Here is a 23,145-nt window from a genome sequence, read left to right as displayed (position 1 = left end):
AACAGGGGTGTTTGCGGCCCGGCCCGGCTTGTGCAAGAGGGCGGCGGCTGCGATCCTCGCGCCGTCAAACCGGGGCGATCACATCGATGCGACTGGACGAGGCGTCTCCGGCCCCGCGCGTCCTGATCTACAGCCACGATACCTTCGGGCTCGGTCATCTGCGCCGCTCGCGGGCGATCGCCAACGCGATCGTGGCGTGCAACCGCGGCGCACGGGCGATGATCGTCTCGGGCTCGCCCGTCGTCGACCGCTTCGCCTTCGCGGCGGGCGTCCGGACGGTCAGGCTGCCGCCGGTGACCAAGTTCGCCGACGGCGGCTACGCCAGCCTCGACGGCGCGACCCCGCTGGCGCGCACCGTCGCGCAGCGTTCCGCGATCATCGCCCAGGCCTGCGACGCCTTTCGACCCGACCTGATCATCGTCGACAAGGAACCGGCCGGCTTCCACGGCGAATTGCTGCCGGTGCTGGAGAAGGCCGCGGACCGCGACATCCGCCTCGTTCTGGGCCTGCGCGACGTCCTCGACGACGCCGACCGCCTCGTCCCCGAATGGGAGCGCAAGGGCGCTGCCGAGACGATGGCGCGCTTCTACGACGAGATCTGGGTGTACGGGCTGAGCCGGATCCACGAGCCCCTGGCGGCGCTGCCGATGGAGCCCGAGATGGCCGCCCGCATCGACGGGCGCCTGATCTACACCGGTTATCTCCGCCGCGACCTCCCGGAGCGCCGCGCCGGCCGCGAGGAGCCCCCGGTCGCGAGCGGCCCCTTCATCCTGGTGACGCCGGGCGGCGGCGGCGACGGGGCCGCCCTGATCGACTGGGTGATCGCCGCCTACGAGGCCGATCCCGCGATCCCCCTCCCCGCGCTCATCGCCTTCGGTCCCTTCCTCGACGCCGGCATCCGCGACGGGTTCATGGCGCGCATCCGCCGCCTCGGTGACCGGATCGCGGCCATCACCTTCGACAGCGAGATCGAGTTCCTGATGCGCAAGGCCGCCGGCGTCGTCGCCATGGGGGGCTACAACACGTTCTGCGAGATCCTGTCCTTCGACCGCCGGGCGATCCTCGTGCCCCGGACCGAGCCGCGGCGGGAACAGGCGATCCGGGCGCTGGCGGCCGAGCGGCTCGGCCTCGCGCGGGTGCTGATGGAGGCGGAAGGCTGGGCGCCCGGGCGCATGGCGGCGGCGCTCCGCGACCTGCCGGGACAGGACCCGCCGTCGCGGGTTCTGGTGCCGGGTCTCCTGGACGGCCTCGACGCGGTCGCGCGCCGCGTCCGGGCGCTGACCGCCCGCGGCGGCGCGGACGTCGCGGCCCGGCCGTACCTGCAGGCCTATTCGTGAGCGCCAAACGGGTCGCCGTGGTGCTGAAGGGCTATCCGCGGCTCTCCGAGACCTTCATCGCGCAGGAGTTGCTGGCGCTGGAACGGTGCGGACTGGCTCTCGAGATCTGGTCCCTCCGGCGCCCGACCGATCGGGCCCGCCATCCGATGCACGCGCAGATCCGCGCGGAGGCCGCCTACCTGCCCGAGTACCTGCGCGACGCGCCGCTGCGGGTGCTCCGAGGCCTCGGCGCCGCGCTCCGGCGGCCGAACCTGCCCGCGCTCCTGGCGCTGTTCGCCCGCGATCTCCGGCGCGATCCGACGGCGTCGCGGCTGCGGCGCCTCGGGCAGGCCCTGGTCCTCGCCCGGGAATTGCCGGCCGAGGTCGCCCATATCCACGTGCACTTCCTGCACACGCCGGCCAGCGTCGCCCGCTACGCCGCGCTCCTGACCGGGCGCCGGTGGAGCTTCTCGGCGCACGCCAAGGACATCTGGACCACGCCCGACTGGGAACTGGCCGAGAAGCTGCGCGACGCCGAATGGGGCGTGACCTGCACCCGTGACGGCCTCGCCCGGCTCGACAGCCTCGCTCCGGGCCGGACGCTGCTCGCCTATCACGGGCTCGATCTCGCCCGGTTCCCCGACGCGCCGCCGCCGCGCGAGCCGCGCGACGGGACGGACCCGGACCGCCCCCTCCGGCTCCTCTGTGTCGGCCGGCTCGTCGCCAAGAAGGGGCACGACGACCTCATCGACGCCCTCGCCGCCCTGCCCGCGCACCTGCACTGGCGGCTCGACCTGATCGGCAGCGGCGAGCGGCGCGAAGCCCTGGAGGCCCGGGTCGCTGCCTGCGGCCTGGCGGAGCGGGTCCGCTTCCGCGGCGCCCTGGCGCAGCCCGCGGTGATCGAGGCCATGCGCGCGGCGGACCTCTTCGTCCTGCCGACGAAGCCCGCCCCCGGCGGCGATCGCGATGGCCTGCCGAACGTGCTGATGGAGGCCGCGAGCCAGGCGCTCCCGATCCTGGCGACCGCCTTCGCCGGCACGCCGGAATTCATCACCGACGGTGTCCACGGCGTCCTGACGCCGCCCGGCGAGCCGGCGGCGCTGGCCGAGGCCCTGGTCCGTCTCGCGGGCGATCCGGGCCTCCGTCAGCGGCTCGGTGCAGAGGCCCTGGCCCGGCTCGTGCAGGACTTTTCCGAGGAAGCGGCGATCGCGCTGATCGCCGGCCGGCTGCGCGCGTCCGCGGGTCTGCCGCAGGGCGCGGTCGCCCGCGAATCGGAGTTGTCCGCGTGCGCGTCCTGATCGCGGTCACGCATCTGCTCGGCGCGGGGCACCTCACCCGCGCGGCCGCCATCGCCCGCGCCTTCGCGGCGGCCGGCCACGAGACGATGCTGGTCTCGGGCGGCGTCCCGGCACCGATGGTCCGACAGGACGGGCTGCGCCGCGTGCAGCTGCCGCCGCTCCGGATCGCCGGCACAGACTTCTCAACGCTGCTGGACCCCGACGGACGCCCGGCCGGGCCGGCGCTCCTCGAACGCCGCCGGGCCCTGATGGTCGACACCCTGGCGGCCTTCGAGCCGGACGCGGTGATCACCGAGCTGTTCCCGTTCGGCCGGCGCGCCCTGGCGGCCGAGTTCCTCGCCCTGGTGGACGCGGCCCGCGCCCGGCGGCCGCGCCCGCTCGTCCTCGCCTCCGTGCGCGACGTCCTCGTGGCCTCGACCAAGCCGGAGCGGATCGCCCAGGCGCACGCGCGTGTGGCGGACCTCTACGACGCCGTGCTGGTGCACGGCGATCCGACCCTGATCCCCCTCGAGGCCTCGTGGCCCCTCGACGCGGCGACAGCCGCGAAGGTCCGCTACACCGGCTACGTGGACGAGGGGACCGTGCCCGCGCCGGCCTCGCGCCGCTCCGGCGTGGTGGTCGCCGCCGGATCCGGACCGGCCGGGCTGGTCCTGCTGCGCGCGGCCGCAGGCGCCGCCCGGCTCCGGCCGGATCTTGGCTGGCGGATCCTGGCCGGCCACGGCGTCCCCGAGGCCGAGCTGTCAGAGATCGGTCACGGTCTCGCGCCCGGCATCCTCGGTCGCGCCCAGCCGGACTATCGCGCGCTCCTGGCCGGCGCCGCCCTGTCGGTCAGCCAGTGCGGCTACAACACGGCCGTCGATCTCCTCGCCACCGGCACACCCGCTGTCCTCGTGCCCTTCGAGGCCGGCGGAGAGACCGAGCAGCGCCTGCGCGCCGAGCGCCTCGCCGCCCGGGGACTCGCCCGGGTGCTGCCGGAATCGGAGCTGACGCCCGGGACCCTGGTGCAGGCCATCGCGGCGCGGGGCGTCCTCCCCGCGCCCGGCGATCCCGGGATCGATCGGGACGGCGCAGCGCGCACGGTCGCGCTAATCGAATCCCTCCGCGGGGGCGAGCGATCGCGCCCCGTCCGGGCTAAGCCGGTCGAGCCGGCCCTCGACGCTCTCCGCCGTGCTCTCGACGCCGTCGCGGCGCGGGGCCTGCGCGTGCCGCTGTTCTGGCGCGACGACGACGCGGTCGCGGGCGGTCCGGACCTCGACCGCCTCATCGGTCTCGCCGAGCACCACGGCGTCCCGCTGCTCCTCGCCGCGATCCCGGCCGTCATCGACGCCTCGCTGCCGCGGCGGCTCGAAGCGGCTGCCGGTGTATCCGTCGCCGTCCACGGCCTCGCCCACCACAATCACGCCCCGCCGGGCGAGAAGCGGGCCGAGTTCGGCGCGCACCGCCCGCTCGACACCCTGGTCGCCGACGCCGCTGCCGGCCTCCGGATCGCCCGGCAGCGTCTGCCGGAAGGCTCGCTGCTGCCTGTCTTCGTGCCGCCGTGGAACCGCGTCGCGCCGGAACTCGCCGCCGCCCTGCCGGATCTCGGCTATCGCGGCCTCTCGGCCGTGCCCGGCCCGTCGATCCCGGGTTTGCGCCGGCTCGATGCCACCCTCGACCCGATCGACTGGCGGGGCAGCCGGTCCCTGCGCGATCCGGAAGCCCTGCTGCGCGGCCTCGCCGCCGACATCGCGGGCGCGCCGGAGCGGCCGCTCGGCCTTCTGACGCACCACCGCGTCCACGACGAGGCCGTCTGGGACTTCGTCGGCGCGCTGGTGGCCAACCTCCTGCGGCACCCGGCGATACAGGTCGTGAATGTTCGGGCGCACTTCGGCGCGTCCGCGATGGACAAGGGGCCGGCGGCATCTAAGTCTCAGGTCTCACAGATCGCGAGGACGGGTTGAGCCCGCTATTGTCCATCCGCGACCTCGCGGTCGCGTTCCGCACGGAGAGCGGTCCGTTCGAGGCGCTGCACGGCCTGTCCCTCAACGTTCACCGCGGCCGCACCCTCGCCCTGGTCGGCGAGTCCGGTTCGGGCAAATCAGTGACCGCCCAGGCGATCCTGCGGATCCTGCCGCCCTCCGCCGCCATCACCCGCGGTCAGATCCTGTTCCGGGACGGCGAGGTCGAGGCCGACATCGCGCGGCTCCCCTCCGAGGGCGAGGCGATGCGGGCGATCCGTGGCCAGCGCATCGCCATGATCTTCCAGGAGCCCATGACCTGCCTGTCACCGCTCCACACGGTGGGCGACCAGATCGGCGAGGCGCTGCGCATCCACACCGGGGCCGACCGCAAGGAGGCCGATGCCCGGACCGAGGGGGCGCTGGCCCGGGTCGGCTTCCCAGACCCGCACCGCGCCCTGCGGACCTACCCGTTCGAGCTGTCCGGCGGCCTGCGCCAGCGCGCCATGATCGCCATGGCGCTGATCCTGAAACCCGCCCTCCTCGTCGCCGACGAGCCGACCACCGCGCTCGACGTCACCACCCAGGCCCAGATCCTCGCCCTGCTGGCCCGGCTCCAGGAGGAGACCGGGATGGCGATCCTGCTGATCACCCACGACCTCGGCGTGGTCGCCAACATCGCCCACGACGTCGCCGTCCTCTACCGCGGACGCCTCGTCGAGGCGGGCCCGCGCGACACGGTGATGCGCGCGCCGGGCCACGCCTATCTCCGCGCGCTCCTCCACGCGGTGCCGCGCTTCAACATGGCGCCCGGCGAGCGGCTCACGCCGATCCGCCCGGCCAAGACCGAGATCCCGCCCGGCCAGGCGCCCGCGCCCCTGGCCGGGCCGATCCTGCAGGTGGAGGGGGTGAGCAAGAGCTTCACGCTGCGCGCCGGTCGGCTTTGGCAGAAGCCGCGGATCGTCCACGCCGTGTCCGACGTCTCCTTGAGTTTGGCGGCGGGCCAGACGCTGGGGCTCGTCGGCGAGTCCGGGTCGGGCAAGACCACGGTCTCGAAGATGATCATGCGGGCGCTCCGGCCGGATTCCGGGCGGATCCTGTTCGACGACGGCAGCGGCCCGCGCAACGTCCACGGCCTCAGCGGCGACGCCCTCTTCGCCTACCGCCGCACGGTCCAGTTCGTGTTCCAGGACCCCTACGCGTCCCTCGATCCGCGCATGACCGTCCGGCAGATCCTGTCGGAGCCGATGGAGATCCACGGCGTCCCGGCGGCGGAGCGGCGGGAGCGCTGCCGCGCCCTGATGGCCATGGTCGGCCTGGAGCCCAGCGGTCTGGGCCGGTACCCGCACGCCTTCTCGGGCGGGCAGCGGCAGCGCATCGGGATCGCCCGGGCGCTCGCCCCGAAGCCGCGGCTGCTGGTGCTCGACGAGCCGGTCTCGGCCCTCGACGTCTCGGTCCAGGCGCAGATCCTGAACCTGCTCAAGGATCTCCAGGCCGCCCTGGGCCTCTCCTACCTCATCGTTTCCCACAATCTGGCAGTGATCGACTACATGGCGGACACGATCAGCGTGATGTGCCGGGGCCGCATCGTCGAGGAGGCGCCCCGCGCCGCCCTGTTCCGCCGGCCCGTCCATCCCTACACGCGGGCCCTGCTCGCCGCCGTGCCCGATCCGAGCCTGGACCATCCCCTCGACTTCGCGGCCGTCGCCTCCGACCGCAACGACCCGACCCGCTGGGAGGAGCCGTTCCGCCTGGCCGCCGACGAGGCCGGGGCGATGCGCCCGGTCGAGGACGGCCACCGGGTTCGCTTCGGCGCCGCCCACAGTGCGGAGGCCGCGTGATGCAGGCCCGGCCGCCCGTGATGCTGGAGCGCCTGCGCCGCAAGGTGCTGTCGCCGTTCTTCGACCGCCTGGGCTACGACCTCGTCCCGGCCGCCCCCGACTGGACTCACCGACCGACCTCGCCGCGCGAAGTCGCCACCTTGCTCGAATCGGCCGCCGCCATCCTGGAACGCGATCTCGCCGCCGCGGGCCTCGTCCCCGACGGCGACGTGATCGAACAGGTCCGGGCGTTCTGGGCGCTGATACCCACGGCCCCCGTCCGGCAGCGGCGCGGCGGCAGCGGCTTCAACGGCGCGCTGCAGCTCTACGTCGCTATGCGGGCGCTGAAACCCGACTTTGTGATCGAATCGGGCGTCTTCCGCGGACTCACGACCTGGGTGATCCGGCAGGCCCGCCCGCAGGCGCAGATCTTCTGCCACGATCCGGACCTGTCGGGCCTACAGTACCGCGACCGGCAGGCCCACTACAGCACGGCGGATTGGTCGACCGCCGACTGGTCCATGCTCGACCCGGCGCGGACGGTGGCGTTCTTCGACGACCACGTCGCGCAGGGGCGGCGGGTCGTGGAGGCGCGGGCGCGCGGTCTGACCCGGCTGCTGTTCGACGACGACGCGGCCGGGCACCGGATCCACGCCCATGGCGGCCCCGCGCACCCGACCATCGCGATGATCACCGGGCCCGAGCGCAGCCCGGAGCCGATCCGCTGGACGCGGAACGGCCGCCATTTCGAGCAGCCGGCCGACGACGCCCTGGTGCGGCAGGCCGCCGGGCTGATCGCCCGGTCCCACGCCTTCGACGACCTGCACAGGGCGACCGGCTACTCGCCCGCCCGGCTCACCTCCGTGACGTTGCGGGGCAGCTCATGAAGGCCTGGGACATCCGGGACGGCACCCCGTCCGCTCTCTCGCTGGGGAGCGGGAACGACAGCACCGTGTCCCGCCGCGCCCTGCTCGCCGGGCTCGGCGCGGGCCTGATCTGGTCGCGCGCGCCGTCGCGGGCCTTCGCTGATACCCCGCCGGCCGACGCGCCCGGCCCGCCGACCACTCCCTACGTGGCCGACCTCGCCGCCCACGGACGCCGCCTCGGCAGCGCGGGCGGCACGATCCGGACCCTGATCGCCAAGGCACGGGACGTCCGCTACCTGTCGGTCTACGGCTACACCCGCCTCGTCGGCTACGATTCCGACCTCAACCTGCGGCCCGACGTGCTGGAGCGCGTCGATGTCGAGGGCGGCCGCTTCACCTTCACGCTCCGCCAAGGCCACCGCTGGTCGGACGGGCACCCGTTCACCGCGGAAGATTTCCGCTACTACTGGGAGGATGTCGCCAACGAGAAGGCCCTGAGCCCCGACGGGCCGGCGGCCTTCTTCCGGGTCGACGGCAAGCTCCCGGAGGTGGAGTTCCTCGATCCGGTCACCGTCCGCTACAGCTGGGACCGGCCGAACCCGATGTTCCTGCCGGCCCTGGCGGCGCCGCGCGACCCGCTGATCTACCGGCCATCGCACTATCTCAAGCCGTATCACGCCCGCTACATCGGCAAGGAGGCAGCCGACGCGAAGGCCAAGGCGCTCAAGCTCCGCAGCTGGGCGGCCCTGCACAATCGCCTCGACGACAATTACGAGCTCAACAACCCGGACTGCCCGACCCTTCAGGGCTGGGTCCCGCGGACCCGCTCGCCGGCCACCCGGTTCCGGTTCGAGCGCAACCGCAGCTACCACCGGGTCGACACGGCCGGCACGCAGCTCCCCTACGTGGATTCCATCGTGATGGACGTGGCCTCGCAGGGCCTCCTGGTCGCCAAGACCAATGCCGGCGAGGCCGACCTGATGTTCCGCGGGCTGATGATGCCCGATATCCCGAGCCTCAAGGAGGGTGAGGCCGCGCATCGCTACCGTACCAACCTGTGGCCCGTGGCCCGCGGCTCGGAGATCGCGCTCTACCCGAACCTCACCACGACGGATCCGGCGTGGCGGCAGCTCAACCGCGACGTGCGTTACCGGCACGCCCTGTCGCTCGCCATCGATCGGCGCACCCTGAACAACACTCTCCTGTTCGGCCTGGGCACCGAGGGCAACGACACGATCGTGCCGGAGAGCGCGCTGTTCGAGCCCGAGATGCGGACCCTCAACGCCGCCTACGACCCGGCCCGGGCCGCCAAGCTTCTGGACGAGATCGGGCTGACGGCCCGCGACGGTTCCGGCACGCGGCTGCTTCCGGGCGGTCGGGCCCTGGAGCTGGTGGTCGAGAGCGACGGCGAGGCGGAGATGGTCCTCGACGCGCTGCTGCTCATCACGGAGTTCTGGCGCGAGGTCGGAATCCGCCTGATCACCAAGCCGCAGGAGCGCACGAACCTGCACCGGCGCTCGATCGCGGGCGTGACCGTCATGGTCGCCGCCCAGGGTCTCGACCTCGCCGTCCCGACCGCGATCATGCCCCCGACCGAGCTGAGTCCGGCCCAGCCGGAGCATTATTCCTGGCCGCTGTGGAGCATGAACGTGGAGAGCCGCGGCAAGAGCGGCGAGCCCTGCGACGTTCCGGAGGTCCAGCGCCTCATCGAGCTCGACCGGGAGTGGCGCCACACCGACGATGCCGGCCGGCAGGCCGCGATCTGGCGCGAGATGCTGATGAACCACGCGCACAACACCTGGGTGATCGGCACGGTGGCGGGCGCGCTCCAGCCGGTGGTCGGCGCCGATCGCCTGATCAACCTCCCGAAGCGCGCCCTCTATTCCTGGGAGCCCACCGCGATGATCGGCGTGCAGCGCCTCGACGAGCTGTTCTGGGACAAGGGCACCGAAACCGGCGCCGACAAGCGCGCGGAGGCCCGGTGATCGTCCAGATCCTTCGCCGCGTCGTCACGATGGCGGTGACGCTGCTGGTCATCTCGGCGCTCGTCTTCGTGATCATCAAGCTGCCGCCGGGCGACTACCTGACCAACCGGATCATGGAGCTGCGGGCCACCGGCGACGCGAGCTCCGTGGCGAAGGCCGAGCTGCTCATCAAGCAGTACGGGCTCGATCGGCCGGTCTGGCAGCAGTACCTGATGTGGATCGGCGTGCTGCCCGGATCGGTCGGGTTCTCCGGGCTGCTCCAGGGCGACTGGGGCTGGTCGTTCGAGTACGACAAGCCGGTGGCGGACGTCGTCGGCGACGCCCTGTGGCTGACCCTGCTGATCAACCTCACGGCGGTGGTGTTCGTCCACCTCGTGGCGATCCCGGCGGCGATCTACTCCGCGACGCACCGGAACACGCTCGGCGACGCCGTCGTCACCCTGCTGGGCTATGTCGGCCTCGCGGTGCCGGGCTTCCTGCTCGCCCTGATCCTGCTGTTCTACGCCAACCGGTGGTTCGGGCTGTCGATCGGCGGCCTCTACGATTCGGCCCTCACCAACCAGCCCTGGACCTGGGAGAAGGTCCGCTCGCTCATGGCGCACCTGATCGTGCCGACGCTGGTGATCGGCCTCGGCGGCACCGCGGCCATGATCCGGCGCATGCGCGCCAACCTGCTCGACGAGCTGGCCAAGCCCTACACGGTGACCGCCCGCGCCAAAGGCCTGCCGCCCCTGCAGGCGCTGCTGAAATACCCGTTCCGGATGTCGCTCAACCCGTTCGTCGCGGATATCGGCAACCTGCTCCCGCACCTCGTCTCGGGGTCGGTGCTGGTCTCCCTGGTGCTCAGCCTGCCGACCGTCGGGCCGCTGCTCCTCGAGGCCCTGCGCAGCCAGGACCAGTTCATGGCCGGGTTCATCCTGATGTTCGTCGCGGCCCTCACCCTCGTCGGCATGCTGATCTCGGACCTGATCCTGGTCTGGCTCGATCCGCGCATCCGCATGGGCCTGCGATGACTCGCCCCGCGATGACCGACGCGCTGCCCGCATCCGGACACTTCGTCGATCCGGCGCCCTTCGAGCCGGAGGCCCGGACCGAGAGCCCGGTCGCCACGGCCTCCGCGTGGCGGCTCATCCTCCGCAAGTTCCTGCGCCACCGCCTCGCCGTGGCCTCGGCCCTGATCCTGCTCGCGCTCTACGCGACCGTGCCGTTCGTCGAGCAGCTCGCGCCCTATGGACAGGCCCGCCGCAACGGCGACTTCCTCTACGCGCCGCCACAGGGCGTGCACCTGTTCCACGAGGGCCGCTTCGTCGGGCCGTTCGTCTACCCCTACCGGGCCCATCTCGACCTCGACACGTTCCGCCGGGACTACAAGGTGGACGCCGCCGCCCCGCAGCCGCTGCGCTTCCTCTGCCGGGGCGACGGCTACGACTGGCTGGGGCTCGTCCGCACCGACCTGCACCTCGTCTGCCCGCCGGAGAACGGCACGCTGTTCCTCCTCGGCACCGACAAGCTCGGGCGTGACCTGTTCTCGCGCATGATCTACGGGGCCCGGATCTCCCTCACCATCGGCCTCGTGGGCGTCGCCATCTCGTTCGCGCTCGGGCTCTTCTTCGGCGGTATCGCGGGCTATTTCGGCGGCGTCGTCGATGCCGGAGTGCAGCGGCTGATCGAGGTGGTGCGCTCCCTGCCGGAGCTGCCGCTCTGGCTCGCCCTGTCGGCGGCGCTGCCGCCGAACTGGAGCCCGCTGCTGATCTTCTTCGGGATCACGGTGATCCTCGGCCTGCTCGACTGGCCGGGGCTCGCGCGGGCGGTCCGCGGCAAGCTCCTGGCGCTGCGGGAGGAGGATTTCGTCCAGGCCGCCGAATTGATGGGCGCCTCGCCGACCCGGGTGATCGGCCGCCACCTGATCCCGAACTTCATGAGCCACCTGATCGCGTCGGCGACGCTGTCGATCCCGACCATGATCCTCGGCGAGACCGCCCTGTCGTTCCTGGGCCTCGGACTCAGACCGCCGGTGACCAGCTGGGGCGTGCTGCTCAACGAGGCGCAAAATCTCGCGGCGGTGCAGCTCTACCCCTGGCTGCTCCTGCCGGTCCTGCCCGTGCTCGTGACGGTGCTCGCCTTCAACTTCATGGGCGACGGCCTGCGCGACGCTGCCGATCCGTACCACTGACGGGCGCGCGCCGCGCCGTGCCGGCCTACCCGGCGAGCGGCAGCGGCGCGATCCGCGTCGGGGCGGCGACGCCCTTGCGCTCGAGGAGGCCCGGCGGCGGCACCGGGGCGTCGATGGTGCAGACCACGCCGGTCGGCTCGTAGCTCAGCACCACCTCGCCGGCGAGCTCGCGCGCCAGGCTGCGCTCGATCAGGCGCGAGCCGAATCCAGTCCGTGTCGGCTTCTTCACCGGCGGGCCGCCGCGCTCGGACCAGCGGAGCGAGAGCTGCATCTCGTCCAGGCGCCGCACCGTCCAGGAGATCTCAACCGTGCCGCCCTCGGTCGAGAGCGCGCCGTACTTCACGGCGTTCGTGCCGAGCTCGTGCAGGGCCATGGCGATGGACAGCGCGAGCCGCGGCGGCAGCCGCAGCGCCGGACCCTGAACCTGGAACCGCGAGGCCCGGCCGTCGCCGGCTTCCAGAGGCCGGATCGCATCGGCCACGACGGCGGAGAGTTCCGCTCCCTCCCAGCTCTCCCGGGTCAGGACGTCGTGCACCCGCGCCAGGGCGAGGAGGCGCGCCTCGAAGGCGGCGCGCGCCGCGTCCGCCTCCGCGCCTTCCAGCCCGCGCAGCGACTGGGCCGCGATGGACTGCACCGTCGCCAGGGTGTTCTTCACCCGGTGGTTCAACTCGTGGATCAGGAGCAACAGGTGCTCCTCGGCGTTCTTCGTGTCGGTGATGTCGATGTTGCAGCCTGTGTAGCCCAGGAAGTTCTGGGCGTCGTCGAGCCGCGGCACGCCCTCGCACTGGAGCCAGCGCACCGCGCCCGTCCGGTCGATCACCCGCGCCTCGGTGCGGAACGGGATCCGGGCCTCGAACGCCTCCGTGAAGGCGCTGCGGAAATTCTCCAGGTCGTCGGGATGCACGATCTGGTGCCAGCCGTCGTCGTTGAACCGCGCGGCCGGCAGCCCGAACAGGTGCTCGAAATGGAGGTTGGCGAAGCTGACCGCGCCGGTCTCGTCGGTCATCCAGATCAGGGCCGGCGCCGAATCGGCCATGTGCCGGAAGCGCGCCTCGGACTCGCTCAGGGCGCTCAGGCCGCGCTTGGTCTCGGCGAGCGCCCGGTCACGCTCCTCCTCCCGGGTGCGCAGCCGGAGAGACGCCTCCGACAGCACCACGCCGAGCCGCTGGATCTCGTGGACCGGCGACGACACGCGCGGGATCGCCTCGCCCCGGGCCAGGGCGGGCCCCGAAGCGGCCAGCAGCCGGAGGGGGCGCGAGACCCGCGACCAGAGGTTCACTGCCAGGAGCGACGAGGTGGCGAGCACGAGCAGGCCGAAGCCCGCGAAAGCCCAGATCCAGCGCCGCACCCGCGCGTCGACGAGGGCCTGCGGGATGCTGGTCGCGACCATCCAGCCGGTGAGCCGCGAGCGCGCCTCGATCACCACCACCGGCTTGTGCTGGCGATCCTGGCCCTCCCAGACCCCGGGCGTCGACGACTGCACCTGGCGGAGGCTGGCGAGGCGCTGCTTGCCGACCACTGCCTCGGGATCGGGCAGGCGCGCCAGGACGATGCCCGACCTGTCGCTGATCCCCGTCGTCCAGCCCGGGACGACCTCCCGTGACAGGATGCCCTGCAGGCGCGACAGGGGGACGGTGAAACTCAGGATGTACCCGACCTCGCCGTCGACCATCACGGGCACGCCGACTGCGTAGGTGGCCTCGCTCGGCGTCGGACCCGGCACATAGCCGCTCACCATGGCGCGCTGCGTGCCCCGAGCCAGATCCTGGTCGAAGGGTAGCGTCACGACCGGCATCGGCGCGCCGCGCGGCACCCCGGTATTCACCATCTCCTGCCCGTTGGGCCGGCGCAGGAGCACGTCCAGGTCGATCGATTCGCGCACGAGGCGCGCCTGGGCGTCGAACGCCTCGAAGTCGCCCTGCCGGATCCGCGGTGAGGTCGCCAGCGTCTGCAGCACCGACACGAGGCCGGCGGTGTCGCGGTCCAGGGACAGGCCGATGCCGCGCACGTTCTCGCGGGCGTCCTGCTCGAACCGCGCCCGCTCGGCGGAGGCGTAGCGCATCAGCAGGATGCTGGTGAACAGCAGGCCGGGGCCGATCAGCGCGATCACCAGCGCGATCAGGTAGACCTGGGTCGAGAAGCCGTTCCGCCCGAAGCGGTGCAGCCGCCGCGACAGCCAGGAACGGCGCGCGGGAATCACCGCGGGGACGCCCGCGCCCTCGGCGTGATGGTCCGGACTCAAGCGGGGTCCGTCCCCGGCCCGCGGTGCCACGCGGGCTCGTTGCCGTTCCCTCGCCTCATGACCGGTCGATATGACCGAGATCGCGTGTCGGGTCGAGGTGGTCGCGCACGCGCTGCTTCAGCGCCTTCACGTCCGGGAAACCGCCGTCGCGCACCCGTTCCCACAGGAGCACCCCGTCCAGTTGGATGTTGAAAGCGCCCCCCGTGGCCGGGACGAGGGCGACCTCGCCCAGATCATCGCGAAACGTCGAGAGGAGTTCCTGCGCCATCCAGGCGGAGCGCAGCAGCCAGTTGCACTGGGTGCAGTACGTGATCGCGACGCGCGGCCGTCCTGGCCTCGCCGCGCCCTCCGCCGTCACGTCGCTGCCGGGCTTCGCGCCCGCTGGCCCATCGTGCATGCCCGCACAGCGCACCGGGCCGGCGCCCTTGTCAACCTCACGCGCGCACACGTCGGCGTGCCGCGGACCGGCGACGGCGGCGCCCGGCCGTGTACGGCGCGTATTCGGACGCCCGCTCGAACGCTCGTCCGGCTGTCGGCCAACATCGCCGGCCGCGCTTGACGTCGCGGGCCGCCGCGCTCTAGAAGGCCCGCCACCGGGTCGCGGCGCCCCCACGGGCGAGCGGCGATGGCGTGCGCTCAGGCGGCCCGCCGGTACGGACGGTTAGCACAGCGGTAGTGCGTTCCCTTCACACGGGAAAGGTCGCAGGTTCGATCCCTGCACCGTCCACCATCATCCCCCATCCCCCGAAGGTCTGATCCCGCGGCTCCCCGCGTCGGTTTGCCACCCGAAAAGCGCGTGCTAAGGGCGCTCGATCGGTGAACGCATAAGCTTGGACCCGGCCCGATCCGGGTCGCAGGTCACAGGCAGGGGAAGGGCGGGAACAGCCATGAAGGACATCCTCGACAAGCTCGAAGAGCGGCGGGCGCAGGCCCGGCTCGGCGGCGGTGAGAAGCGCGTCGAGGCCCAGCACAAGCGCGGCAAGCTGACGGCGCGCGAGCGCATCGAACTCCTCCTCGACCACGGGTCGTTCGAGGAATTCGACATGTTCGTGCAGCACCGCTCCACCGATTTCGGCATGGAGAAGCAGAAGATCCCCGGCGACGGCGTCGTGACCGGCTGGGGCACGATCAACGGCCGCACGGTCTTCCTCTTCTCGAAGGACTTCACGGTGTTCGGCGGCTCGCTGTCCGAGGCGCATGCCCAGAAGATCGTGAAGGTTCAGGACATGGCGCTGAAGATGCGCGCCCCGATCATCGGTATCTTCGACGCCGGCGGCGCGCGCATCCAGGAGGGCGTCGCGGCGCTCGGCGGCTACGGCGAGGTATTCCGCCGGAACGTCATGGCCTCGGGCGTCATCCCGCAGATCTCGGTGATCATGGGCCCCTGCGCGGGCGGCGACGTCTACTCGCCGGCCATGACCGACTTCATCTTCATGGTCCGCGACACGAGCTACATGTTCGTGACCGGCCCCGACGTGGTGAAGACCGTCACCAACGAGGTCGTGACCGCCGAGGAACTCGGCGGCGCCAAGGTCCACACCACTAAGTCGTCGATCGCCGACGGGTCCTTCGAGAACGACGTCGAGGCGATCCTCCAGATCCGCCGCCTCCTCGACTTCCTCCCGGCCAACAACATCGACGGCGTGCCGGAGCTGGAGAGCTTCGACGACGTCAACCGCATCGACGCGTCCCTCGACACGCTGATCCCGGACAACCCGAACAAGCCCTACGACATGGGCGAGCTGATCCGCCGCGTGGTGGACGAGGGCGACTTCTTCGAGATCCAGTCCGCCTACGCGCGCAACATCATCACCGGGTTCGGCCGGATCGAGGGCCGCACGGTCGGCTTCGTGGCCAACCAGCCACTGGTGCTCGCGGGCGTGCTCGATTCGGACGCCTCGCGGAAGGCCGCGCGCTTCGTGCGCTACTGCGACGCCTTCGGCATCCCGATCGTCACCTTCGTGGACGTGCCGGGCTTCCTGCCGGGCACGGCGCAGGAATACGGCGGCCTGATCAAGCACGGCGCCAAGCTGCTCTTCGCCTACTCGCAGGCGACGGTGCCGCTGGTCACGATCATCACCCGCAAGGCCTTCGGCGGCGCCTACGACGTCATGGCGTCGAAGCACGTCGGCGCGGACGTGAACTACGCGTGGCCGACGGCGCAGATCGCCGTGATGGGCGCGAAGGGCGCGGTCGAGATCATCTTCCGCAGCGAGATCGGCGACCCGGAGAAGATCGCGGCGCGCACTGGCGAGTACGAGGACCGGTTCCTCTCGCCCTTCGTGGCGGCCGAGCGCGGCTACATCGACGAGGTTATCATGCCGCACTCGACCCGCCGCCGGATCGCCAAGGCCCTCGGGATGCTCCGCACCAAGAAGATGGAGCAGCCCTGGAAGAAGCACGACAACATCCCGCTCTGAGGCGGGCGCACGGGCCGGCGGCCGCGCCGCCGCCGGTCTCAGCTGCGGCTACTGTTCTCGATCACCGCGCACAGCGTCAGCGGGCCCTTGTCGGGCGACACCATCGCCGAACAGGTGACCCGGGCCCCGCCGAGGTCGACGTTGCTGTGCCTCAGCTTCGTGGCGGTGGCCTGAGCCCGGTGCGCGGCCTCGGTGATCACGGCGGCATCGATGCCGGTCACCGCGTGCCCGGCCTGCCCGAACAGGTCGTAGTAGCGGTCGGGCGGGCTCGCCCCGCGAAACTGCGCGCCCACGGAGGACAGGTTTGGCCCGCCGCAGGCCAGCGTCAGGGTCATGTCCGGACCGGCCGTGAAGCTGGCGTAGTCGCTCCGGCGCTCGGCCGTCTTGGCCGCCGTCTCGGCCGTGACCTTGTCGACGAGCGCGTCGCAGGACTGTGCTCGGACGGGGCCGGCGCCGGCCGAGAGGACGGTGAAGACGAGGAGAGGCAGGAGCGCGCGCATGCCCGCGAGGTAGCGCGGCGGTCCGCAAAGGCGAGCGGCGCGGCGTTCCGGCGCGCCTCGCCCCAACCCGATGCGGATCAGGCCGATTCGCCCCGCCCCCGGATCAGGACGGGTCCCTCGCCGACGAGGAGGCGCCGCTTGAGGCGGGCGATGCCCTCCCGCTGCAGCTCGCTGGGCGGGGAATGCGCGCTGGCCACCTGCGTCAGCATCGCGATCAGCTCGCCCCGCTCGGCCACCGTCAGCGCGTCGCGCAGCAGGGGCGCCAACGCGTCGGCGACCTGCGAGAACGGGAGACGCGCCTGCGTGTAGCTCCAGGCCCGCTCGAAGGTGGCCGAGATCCGATCCACCTCGAGCGGACGCTCCATGTATTCGAGGATCCGCGTCTTCTCGCTGGCGGTGAGGGGGCTGCCCGTCCGGACCAGCTGGATCATCAGGATCACCGCCGCCAGGCGCGGGTCGCGGACGCGCTGCAACGGCGTCCCCACGAGGTTCTGGAAGGTCGAGACGGCGCGGCGCTGAAGCCCCTTCGTGTCCCGGTTGACCTCCTGCAGACCCTTGACGGTCCCGTGCGTCCGCAAGATCCAGAACAGTCCCGCGACGATGATCCCGATGAGACCGAGCAGGATCGGCATGGGCGTTCCCAGATCGAATCGACGCGGGACGCTCTCACGCACATCTCGGTGTGTCAAACCCGCGTCAATGCCTGCGAAAGACCGTCGTAACTTGCGGGTTCGCGAGCGCGGGCGACACATCCATTGTGCGCGACCTGGATCTACTACACCGTTGCCGCGACCGTCGGCGTCCGCGTGCCGCTCCCGCGCGCTCAGCTGGCGGTCGCGGACGCGTCCGACGTGCCGAGCTCGAGGAGGACGATCTCGGGTGGGACGCCCATCCGCACGGGGATCCGGCTCATCCCGAAACCGCCCGAGACGATCATGTGGCGGCCGTCCTGGACGATGTGGCCGTAGGAGTAATCGTGGCCGCGCACCTTGCGGATGGCGGGGGCGTGGCCGAACAGCCGGACCTGGCCGCCATGGGTGTGGCCGGCGAGGGTCAGCGAGACGCGGTCGGGCACGGAGACGAAGATGTCGGGCTCGTGGGCCATCAGGATCACGGGCGCCGAGTCCGTGACCGCTCGCAGCGTCCGCGGCAGGTCGGCCAGGCTGACCGTGTTCCACGCGTTGAGGAACGGCAGCTGGTCGCCGAGCCCGGCCAGCCAGAACGGTCGCCCGTCCTTCACGAGGCGCACGGCCTGATTCTCCAGGACCGGGATGCCCTGCGCCTCCAGCAGGCGCCGGACCGCCGGAACGCCGCGGCCGGCCCGCTGGACGGCGTGGTCGTCCCACCAATCGTGGTTGCCGAGGATCGCGTGCGTGCCGAGGGGCGCCTTCAGCTCGGTCATCATCCGGGCGAACTGGTCGAGCGGCAGCTTGCGCCACGCGATGCGCCCGGCCGGGTAGTCGCCGAGCAGCAGGACCAGATCGGGCGCGAGGGCGTTGGTGGCCGCGACGATCTCCGCCACCCGGTCGAACGGCATGTACGGCTCGCAGATGTGGAAATCCGCCAGCACCGCCACCCGCAGGCGCAGCGCCGGATCCCAGCGCGGCAGTGTCGGCGCGTAGGACGTGACCACCAGCCGGTGCAGCGGCTCGACGTCGAAGGCGTAGACGCCCGTCGCGGCGGTGAGGCCGGCGCCCGCGCCGAGCCCGGTCAGGAACTGCCGGCGGCTCGGCATGATCAGCATCGCGATAAGACCTGTCGGCTCTGGAACCCGCCGGGGTCCCGCTAGGCGCGCAGTCCGGCGAAAGCGGGGCGGCCCGCCTTCACGGCCGCGAGACCCTGGCCCGAAACCGGTTGACGGAATGTGGCCTGCCGCCGCGCTCGGTCTATAAGGCAGTGTCCCGTCCAGCGAAGCGATCCGGAACAGATGTTGAACCGCCCCCTGCGCATCGGCACCCGCGGCTCTCCGATGGCGCTCGCGCAGACCGGGATGGTGCGCGACCGGATCGTGGCGGCCAATCCGGGCCTCGAGACCGAGCTCGTGGTCGTGACCACCGTGGCCGACAAGATCCTGGACCGGCCCCTGTCCGAGATCGGCGGCAAGGGCCTGTTCACCAAAGAGCTGGAACAGGCCCTGTTCGCCGGCGAGGTCGACGTCGCTGTGCATTCGATGAAGGACGTGGAGACCTGGCTCCCCGACGGCCTCACCATCGCCTGCATCCTCGAGCGCGACGACCCGCGGGACGCGTTCCTGTCGCCGCACGCCGACGGACTGGCGGGGCTGCCGGCGGGCGCCCGGGTTGGGACCTCGTCGCTCCGCCGCGGCGCGCAGGTGCTGATGCGGCGGCCCGATCTCCGAGTGGTCCCGCTGCGGGGCAACGCCAACACCCGGATGCGCAAGCTCGAGGCCGGCGAGTGCGACGCGACGCTCCTCGCCATCGCGGGCCTGGAGCGCCTCGGCCTGGAGAGCATGGCGCGCAGCGTCCTGTCGGTCGAGGAGATGCTGCCGGCCGTGGCGCAGGGCGCCCTGGGCATCGAGTGCCGCTCGGACGACGCGGCGATCCGCGACCTCCTGGCGCCCATCGCCTGCGCGCGGACCACCATCGCGGTCTCGGCCGAGCGGGCGCTGCTCGCGGAACTCGACGGGTCCTGCCGGACGCCCATCGCCGCCCTGGCGCAGATCGACGGGGACGCTCTGCGGATCGACGGGCTGCTCTTCCTGCCCGACGGCAGCCGCCACTGGGCGGCCTCCCGGCAGGGGCCCGTCGCGGAGGCGGAGCGGATCGGCCGCGAGGCGGGCGCGGCCCTCAAGGCGGCGGCCGGCGACACCTATACCCGCCACCTCCAGTGAGGCCCGGCCGATGCCCCCCGTGACTGTGGTCGACGTCTTCACGCACGCCGGCACGGGCGGCAATCCCTGTCCCGTCGTCTCCGACGCGCGGGCCCTCGACGCGGAGGCCATGCGGGGCGTCGCCCGGCGGTACGGCCACGAATCGGGCTTCGCGCTGCCGGCCGATGACCCGGCCCACGATCTGCACCTCCGCTTCTTCGTGCCGAACCACGAGATGGAAATGTGCGCCCACGCCACGATCGGCGTCCTGTGGGTGCTCGCCCGCGAGGGGCGCCTCCCGGACGGGTCGGTCCGCATCGCCACCGGCAGCGGTTCCGTGACGGGGTTCGTCAGCCCGCGCGGCGCGGATGCTTGGAGCGTCGCGATCACGCAGCCGGTCGGCCGCGTGCGGCCCCTGATGGACGAGCAGAGCGCCGCAGTCGAAGCGGCGCTCGGCATCGGGCGCGACGCCCTCGCTGCGCGGTCGGTCCACAACGCTGTGACGTCGCGGATCAAGACGCTCGTGCCGATGCGCGATGCGGCGGCGCTGAACGCCCTCGCGCCCGCCAGCGATGCCGTCGAGGCTGCCTGCACGCGGATCGGGTCGACCGGGCTCTACCCCTACGCCGTGCTCGACGGCCCGGCCCGGCTGTTCGAGGCGCGGCAGTTTCCCCGCGCCTCCGGCTATCCCGAGGACGCCGCCACGGGCATCGCGGCCGCAGCCCTCGCCTTCGGGCTGTTGCAGGACGGCCTCATCGAGCCGGACGATCGACCGATCCGGATCCTGCAGGGTCGGGCTATGGGCCGCCTGTCCGAGATCCGGGTGCGGCTCGGCTTCGTGCACGGCCGCCCGGTCGGGTGCCTGCTGGAGGGCGACGTCGCGCTCGATACGTCCGCCGACAGCGTGACCGCGACGGATGAGGGCGGCCGGATCGCGGGGTAGTGGCTCACCGCGCCGCCACGGCCCGGAGGCCGGCGTCGGTAACCGTGGCCTCAATCCACCTTGCCGTCCCGGTCGCGGCGGATGCTGCGGCGGACCGCGACGAGCTGCCAGACCCCGACGCCCAGCGCCAGGGCGAAGACGAGTCCGATATCGAGGGCGGCGAACAGCCCGTCGCTCACCGATGAGCCTCCGCCGCGTCGATCAGGACGGTGCGGAGCGGCCGAACGCCTCGCGCTCGCGCATCCGCTCGATCAGGTCGAGGACGTGCACGACCCGGCCGCCGACGTCCCACCAGGGCCGCAGCGCCGGGCGCGCGCGCATCGGCAGGACCGGCTCGGCCGCCACGGCCTCGATCAGGAACGCCGTCTCGGGAAGCGGGGCCGTGCCGAGGCCGGCCGCGTCCGCGGGCGTCCGGATCGCGCGGAATATCAGGGCGAGCTTCCGCGCCGTCGTGACCCGGGCGCGGTGGCGGACCGAATCGTAGCCCTGCGCCGCCACGACCCGGCCGATCTCGGCGTAGATCAACCCGGCCGCCCGGATCGAGGGCCGGCAGCCGCGTGGCAGCACCGCGATGCCCGCCTCGGCGCGCGCGTAGAGGCTGTCCGCCTCGGCGAGGAGGCGGGCCACCACGCCGGCCAGCGCCGGGCTCGGCCGCGGATCGGCGAGGAACGCGTCCGGATCGAGCCCCGCCTCCCGCATCCAGTCCAGCGGCAGGTAGAGGCGGCCCATCCGCGCGTCCTCGCCGACGTCGCGCGCGATGTTGGTGAGCTGCATCGCGGCGCCGAGATCGCAGGCGCGGGCCAGCGCGTCGGGACAGCGGGTCCCCATGATCAGGGCCATCATCGCCCCGACCGAGCCCGCGACCCGGGCAGCGTAGGCGTGGAGCGCCCCGAGATCGGCGTAGCGCCGGCCCTCGGCGTCCCAGGCGAAGCCCTCGATGAGCGCGCGCGGCAGCGCTTCCGGGATCGCGTGGGCCGCGACGATCTCCGCGAAGGCGCGGTCCGCCGGGGCGTCGGCGGGACGGCCGGCATAGGCCTGGCCGATCCGGGCCTCGAGACGCGCGACGGCGCCGCGCCGGTCCGCCGGGCTCGCAGCGTCGTCGACGAGATCGTCGGACAGCCGGCAGAAGGCGTAGAGGCCGTAAGCCGCCTCGCGCATGTCGGCCGGCAGCAGCTGGCCGGCCGCGAAGAAGCTCTTCGAGCCGGCCCGGATCGCCATCCGGCAGGCGGTCCGGTCAGCCGCGGCGGCGAATTCAGGCGGTAACGCGGGCATCGGGGACCACGCTGTCGAGGATGCGGGCGGAGGACAGCACCCCGGGGAGGCCGGCACCCGGATGCGTGCCGGCCCCCACGAGGTAGAGGTTGCGGACTGCGCTCGACCGGTTGTGCGGACGGAACCAGGCCGATTGCGTCAGCACCGGCTCCAGGCCGAACCCGGAGCCCCGGTAGCTCAGGAAATCGTCCTGGAAATCCAGCGGCGTCGTCACCTTCGAGGTCACGATAGCCTCCGACAGGCCGGGCATCAGGCTCGCCTCGAGCAGGGCGGCGATCCGGCGCCGATACGGTTCGGCGAGGGTCTGCCAATCCTGGCCGCCGGCGAGGTTCGGCACCGGGGCCAGCACGTAGAAGGCGTCGCAGCCCGGTGGGGCGAGGCTCGGATCGGTGGCGGTCGGACGGTGCAGGTACAGGCTCGCGTCCTCGGCCAGCACCTTGCGGTCGAAGATGTCGGCGAGCAGGCCGCGGTATCGGGGCCCGAGCAGGATCGTGTGGTGATCCACCGCCGGGTAGCGCCGCTTGGTGCCGAAGTACCAGACGAACAGTCCCATCGACGAGCGGGCCCGCTGGAACCGTCCCGGGCTCCAGCGCTGCGCCTCCGGCAGCAGGCGCGCGTGCGTCACGGCCGAGTCGGCGTTGGACACCACGACGTCGGCTGCGATCGCCTCGCCGCTCGTCAGGTCGACGCCGGTGGCCGCCCCCTCCTCCACCCGGATGCGCGCGACCTCGACGCCGAGGCGCAGGCGGCCGCCCTGCGACCGGATCAACCGCACCAGCCCGTCGACCAGCTGCCCCGTCCCGCCCATCGCGAAGTGGACGCCCCAGCGCCGCTCGAGGTCGGCGATCAGGCAGTAGATCGCGCTGGCCCGGAACGGGTTGCCGCCGATCAGGAGCGGATGGAAGCTGAAGACCGTGCGCAGCCGCTCGTCGCGGATGAAGCGCGCCACCACGTCGTGCACCGAGCGGTGTCCCGAGAGGCGCAGCAGGTCGGGCGCGATCTTGAGCATCGCGCCGACGCTGCCGAACGGCACGTGTCCGAGCTGCTCGAATCCGATCCGGCAGACGGCGCGGCTGTGCGCCATGAAGCGCTCGTACCCCGCGACGTCGTCCGGCGCGAAGCGGGCCACCTCGGCGCGCATCCGGTCCACGTCGCCGCTGTAGGCGAAGGACGTGCCGTCGGCGAAGCGGATCCGGTAGAACGGATCCATCGGCACCAGCGTCACGTCGTCGGCGAGCCTGCGGCCGGCGAGCTGCCACAACTCCTCGAAGAGCTGGGGCGCGGTGACGATGGTCGGGCCGGCGTCGAAGGTGAAGCCGTCCTGCCGGTGGACGCGGGCGCGCCCCCCGGGCTGCGCGAGGCGCTCCAGCACGGTGACCCGATAGCCGCGCGCGCCCAGCCGGACCGCCGCGGCAAGACCGCCGAAGCCCGAGCCGACCACGACGGCGTGCGGGCGCCGATCGATCTCTTGCGCAACCCGATGGTCGACCGCGAGTGTCAGCATTGCTTGACACTATCGCGGTCCTTTCCCGCCGCGCAAGGA

19 protein-coding genes and 1 tRNA gene are annotated in these 23,145 nt (G+C 72.3%); 12 read left to right on the top strand and 8 right to left on the bottom strand.

Going from position 1 to position 23,145, the window contains the following annotated elements; all coding sequences use genetic code 11:
• The first annotated feature begins 86 nt into the window (after positions 1 to 86).
• The 8 genes from ACLBYE_RS05800 to ACLBYE_RS05765 are packed head-to-tail and all read left to right on the top strand — an operon-like array spanning position 87 to position 11,395.
• Positions 87 to 1,337 (top strand): glycosyltransferase family protein, encoded by a 1,251-nt coding sequence (locus tag ACLBYE_RS05800; RefSeq protein WP_447693417.1) that lies wholly within the window; start codon positions 87 to 89, stop codon positions 1,335 to 1,337.
• Complete coding sequence (locus ACLBYE_RS05795; RefSeq protein ID WP_447693416.1) at positions 1,334 to 2,614, top strand: glycosyltransferase family 4 protein; 1,281 nt, start codon at positions 1,334 to 1,336, stop codon at positions 2,612 to 2,614. Before ACLBYE_RS05800 ends, ACLBYE_RS05795 begins: the two co-directional genes overlap by 4 nt.
• Positions 2,602 to 4,554 (top strand): glycosyltransferase, encoded by a 1,953-nt coding sequence (locus ACLBYE_RS05790; RefSeq protein WP_447693415.1) that lies wholly within the window; start codon positions 2,602 to 2,604, stop codon positions 4,552 to 4,554. Before ACLBYE_RS05795 ends, ACLBYE_RS05790 begins: the two co-directional genes overlap by 13 nt.
• Positions 4,551 to 6,392 carry an ABC transporter ATP-binding protein gene (locus ACLBYE_RS05785; protein WP_447693414.1) on the top strand — a complete coding sequence of 614 codons (1,842 nt, stop codon included), beginning with the start codon at positions 4,551 to 4,553 and terminating at the stop codon, positions 6,390 to 6,392. The genes ACLBYE_RS05790 and ACLBYE_RS05785 overlap by 4 nt, the downstream gene beginning before the upstream one ends.
• The gene (locus ACLBYE_RS05780) at positions 6,392 to 7,258 is read left to right on the top strand and encodes a hypothetical protein (RefSeq protein ID WP_447693413.1); all 867 of its coding nucleotides are present in this window, start codon (positions 6,392 to 6,394) and stop codon (positions 7,256 to 7,258) included. Before ACLBYE_RS05785 ends, ACLBYE_RS05780 begins: the two co-directional genes overlap by 1 nt.
• The gene (locus ACLBYE_RS05775; protein WP_447693412.1) at positions 7,255 to 9,222 is read left to right on the top strand and encodes an ABC transporter substrate-binding protein; all 1,968 of its coding nucleotides are present in this window, start codon (positions 7,255 to 7,257) and stop codon (positions 9,220 to 9,222) included. The genes ACLBYE_RS05780 and ACLBYE_RS05775 overlap by 4 nt, the downstream gene beginning before the upstream one ends.
• Positions 9,219 to 10,235: an ABC transporter permease gene (locus ACLBYE_RS05770; protein WP_020091976.1), complete on the top strand. Its 1,017-nt coding sequence runs from the start codon at positions 9,219 to 9,221 to the stop codon at positions 10,233 to 10,235. The genes ACLBYE_RS05775 and ACLBYE_RS05770 overlap by 4 nt, the downstream gene beginning before the upstream one ends.
• A gap of 11 nt (positions 10,236 to 10,246) precedes the next feature.
• Entirely contained in the window at positions 10,247 to 11,395 is a 1,149-nt protein-coding gene (locus ACLBYE_RS05765) for an ABC transporter permease (protein WP_020091975.1), read from the top strand.
• Between the two features lie 25 nt (positions 11,396 to 11,420).
• Here the strand turns inward: ACLBYE_RS05765 and ACLBYE_RS05760 are convergent, their stop codons facing one another.
• Both ACLBYE_RS05760 and ACLBYE_RS05755 read right to left on the bottom strand, forming a co-directional pair.
• Entirely contained in the window at positions 11,421 to 13,637 is a 2,217-nt protein-coding gene (locus ACLBYE_RS05760; RefSeq protein ID WP_447693411.1) for a sensor histidine kinase, read from the bottom strand.
• A 55-nt stretch (positions 13,638 to 13,692) separates the two neighbouring features.
• Complete coding sequence (locus tag ACLBYE_RS05755; RefSeq protein WP_447693410.1) at positions 13,693 to 14,034, bottom strand: SelT/SelW/SelH family protein; 342 nt, start codon at positions 14,032 to 14,034, stop codon at positions 13,693 to 13,695.
• A gap of 258 nt (positions 14,035 to 14,292) precedes the next feature.
• Between ACLBYE_RS05755 and ACLBYE_RS05750 the strand changes: the two genes are divergently transcribed.
• Positions 14,293 to 14,367 (top strand) — tRNA-Val (locus tag ACLBYE_RS05750).
• Positions 14,368 to 14,524: 157 nt separating this feature from the next.
• The gene (locus tag ACLBYE_RS05745) at positions 14,525 to 16,057 is read left to right on the top strand and encodes an acyl-CoA carboxylase subunit beta (RefSeq protein WP_020091972.1); all 1,533 of its coding nucleotides are present in this window, start codon (positions 14,525 to 14,527) and stop codon (positions 16,055 to 16,057) included.
• 38 nt (positions 16,058 to 16,095) lie between these two features.
• Here the strand turns inward: ACLBYE_RS05745 and ACLBYE_RS05740 are convergent, their stop codons facing one another.
• From ACLBYE_RS05740 to ACLBYE_RS05730, 3 genes are all read right to left on the bottom strand, one after another.
• The gene (locus ACLBYE_RS05740; protein WP_447693409.1) at positions 16,096 to 16,557 is read right to left on the bottom strand and encodes an ABC transporter ATPase; all 462 of its coding nucleotides are present in this window, start codon (positions 16,555 to 16,557) and stop codon (positions 16,096 to 16,098) included.
• A 77-nt stretch (positions 16,558 to 16,634) separates the two neighbouring features.
• Positions 16,635 to 17,189, bottom strand: a complete 555-nt coding sequence (locus ACLBYE_RS05735) for a tellurite resistance TerB family protein (RefSeq protein WP_447693408.1) — start codon at positions 17,187 to 17,189, stop codon at positions 16,635 to 16,637.
• Positions 17,190 to 17,380: 191 nt separating this feature from the next.
• A complete protein-coding gene (locus ACLBYE_RS05730) occupies positions 17,381 to 18,301 on the bottom strand; it encodes a metallophosphoesterase (RefSeq protein WP_447693407.1) in 921 nt (306 codons plus the stop codon).
• 183 nt (positions 18,302 to 18,484) lie between these two features.
• Between ACLBYE_RS05730 and hemC the strand changes: the two genes are divergently transcribed.
• Entirely contained in the window at positions 18,485 to 19,408 is a 924-nt protein-coding gene (gene hemC / locus ACLBYE_RS05725; RefSeq protein ID WP_447693406.1) for a hydroxymethylbilane synthase, read from the top strand.
• 10 nt (positions 19,409 to 19,418) lie between these two features.
• Complete coding sequence (locus tag ACLBYE_RS05720; protein WP_447693405.1) at positions 19,419 to 20,330, top strand: PhzF family phenazine biosynthesis protein; 912 nt, start codon at positions 19,419 to 19,421, stop codon at positions 20,328 to 20,330.
• Between the two features lie 50 nt (positions 20,331 to 20,380).
• Here the strand turns inward: ACLBYE_RS05720 and ACLBYE_RS05715 are convergent, their stop codons facing one another.
• Genes ACLBYE_RS05715 through ACLBYE_RS05705 form a run of 3 tightly spaced genes read right to left on the bottom strand, consistent with a single transcriptional unit; the run spans position 20,381 to position 23,106 of the window.
• The gene (locus ACLBYE_RS05715) at positions 20,381 to 20,509 is read right to left on the bottom strand and encodes a hypothetical protein (protein ID WP_447693404.1); all 129 of its coding nucleotides are present in this window, start codon (positions 20,507 to 20,509) and stop codon (positions 20,381 to 20,383) included.
• Between the two features lie 22 nt (positions 20,510 to 20,531).
• Positions 20,532 to 21,548 carry a phytoene/squalene synthase family protein gene (locus tag ACLBYE_RS05710; protein ID WP_447693403.1) on the bottom strand — a complete coding sequence of 339 codons (1,017 nt, stop codon included), beginning with the start codon at positions 21,546 to 21,548 and terminating at the stop codon, positions 20,532 to 20,534.
• Between the two features lie 34 nt (positions 21,549 to 21,582).
• Positions 21,583 to 23,106, bottom strand: a complete 1,524-nt coding sequence (locus ACLBYE_RS05705; RefSeq protein WP_447693402.1) for a phytoene desaturase — start codon at positions 23,104 to 23,106, stop codon at positions 21,583 to 21,585.
• Between the last annotated feature and the right edge of the window lie 39 nt (positions 23,107 to 23,145).

The organism is Methylobacterium sp. A52T (assembly GCF_053346095.1).
This window is presented reverse-complemented; position numbering and strand designations above follow the sequence as displayed.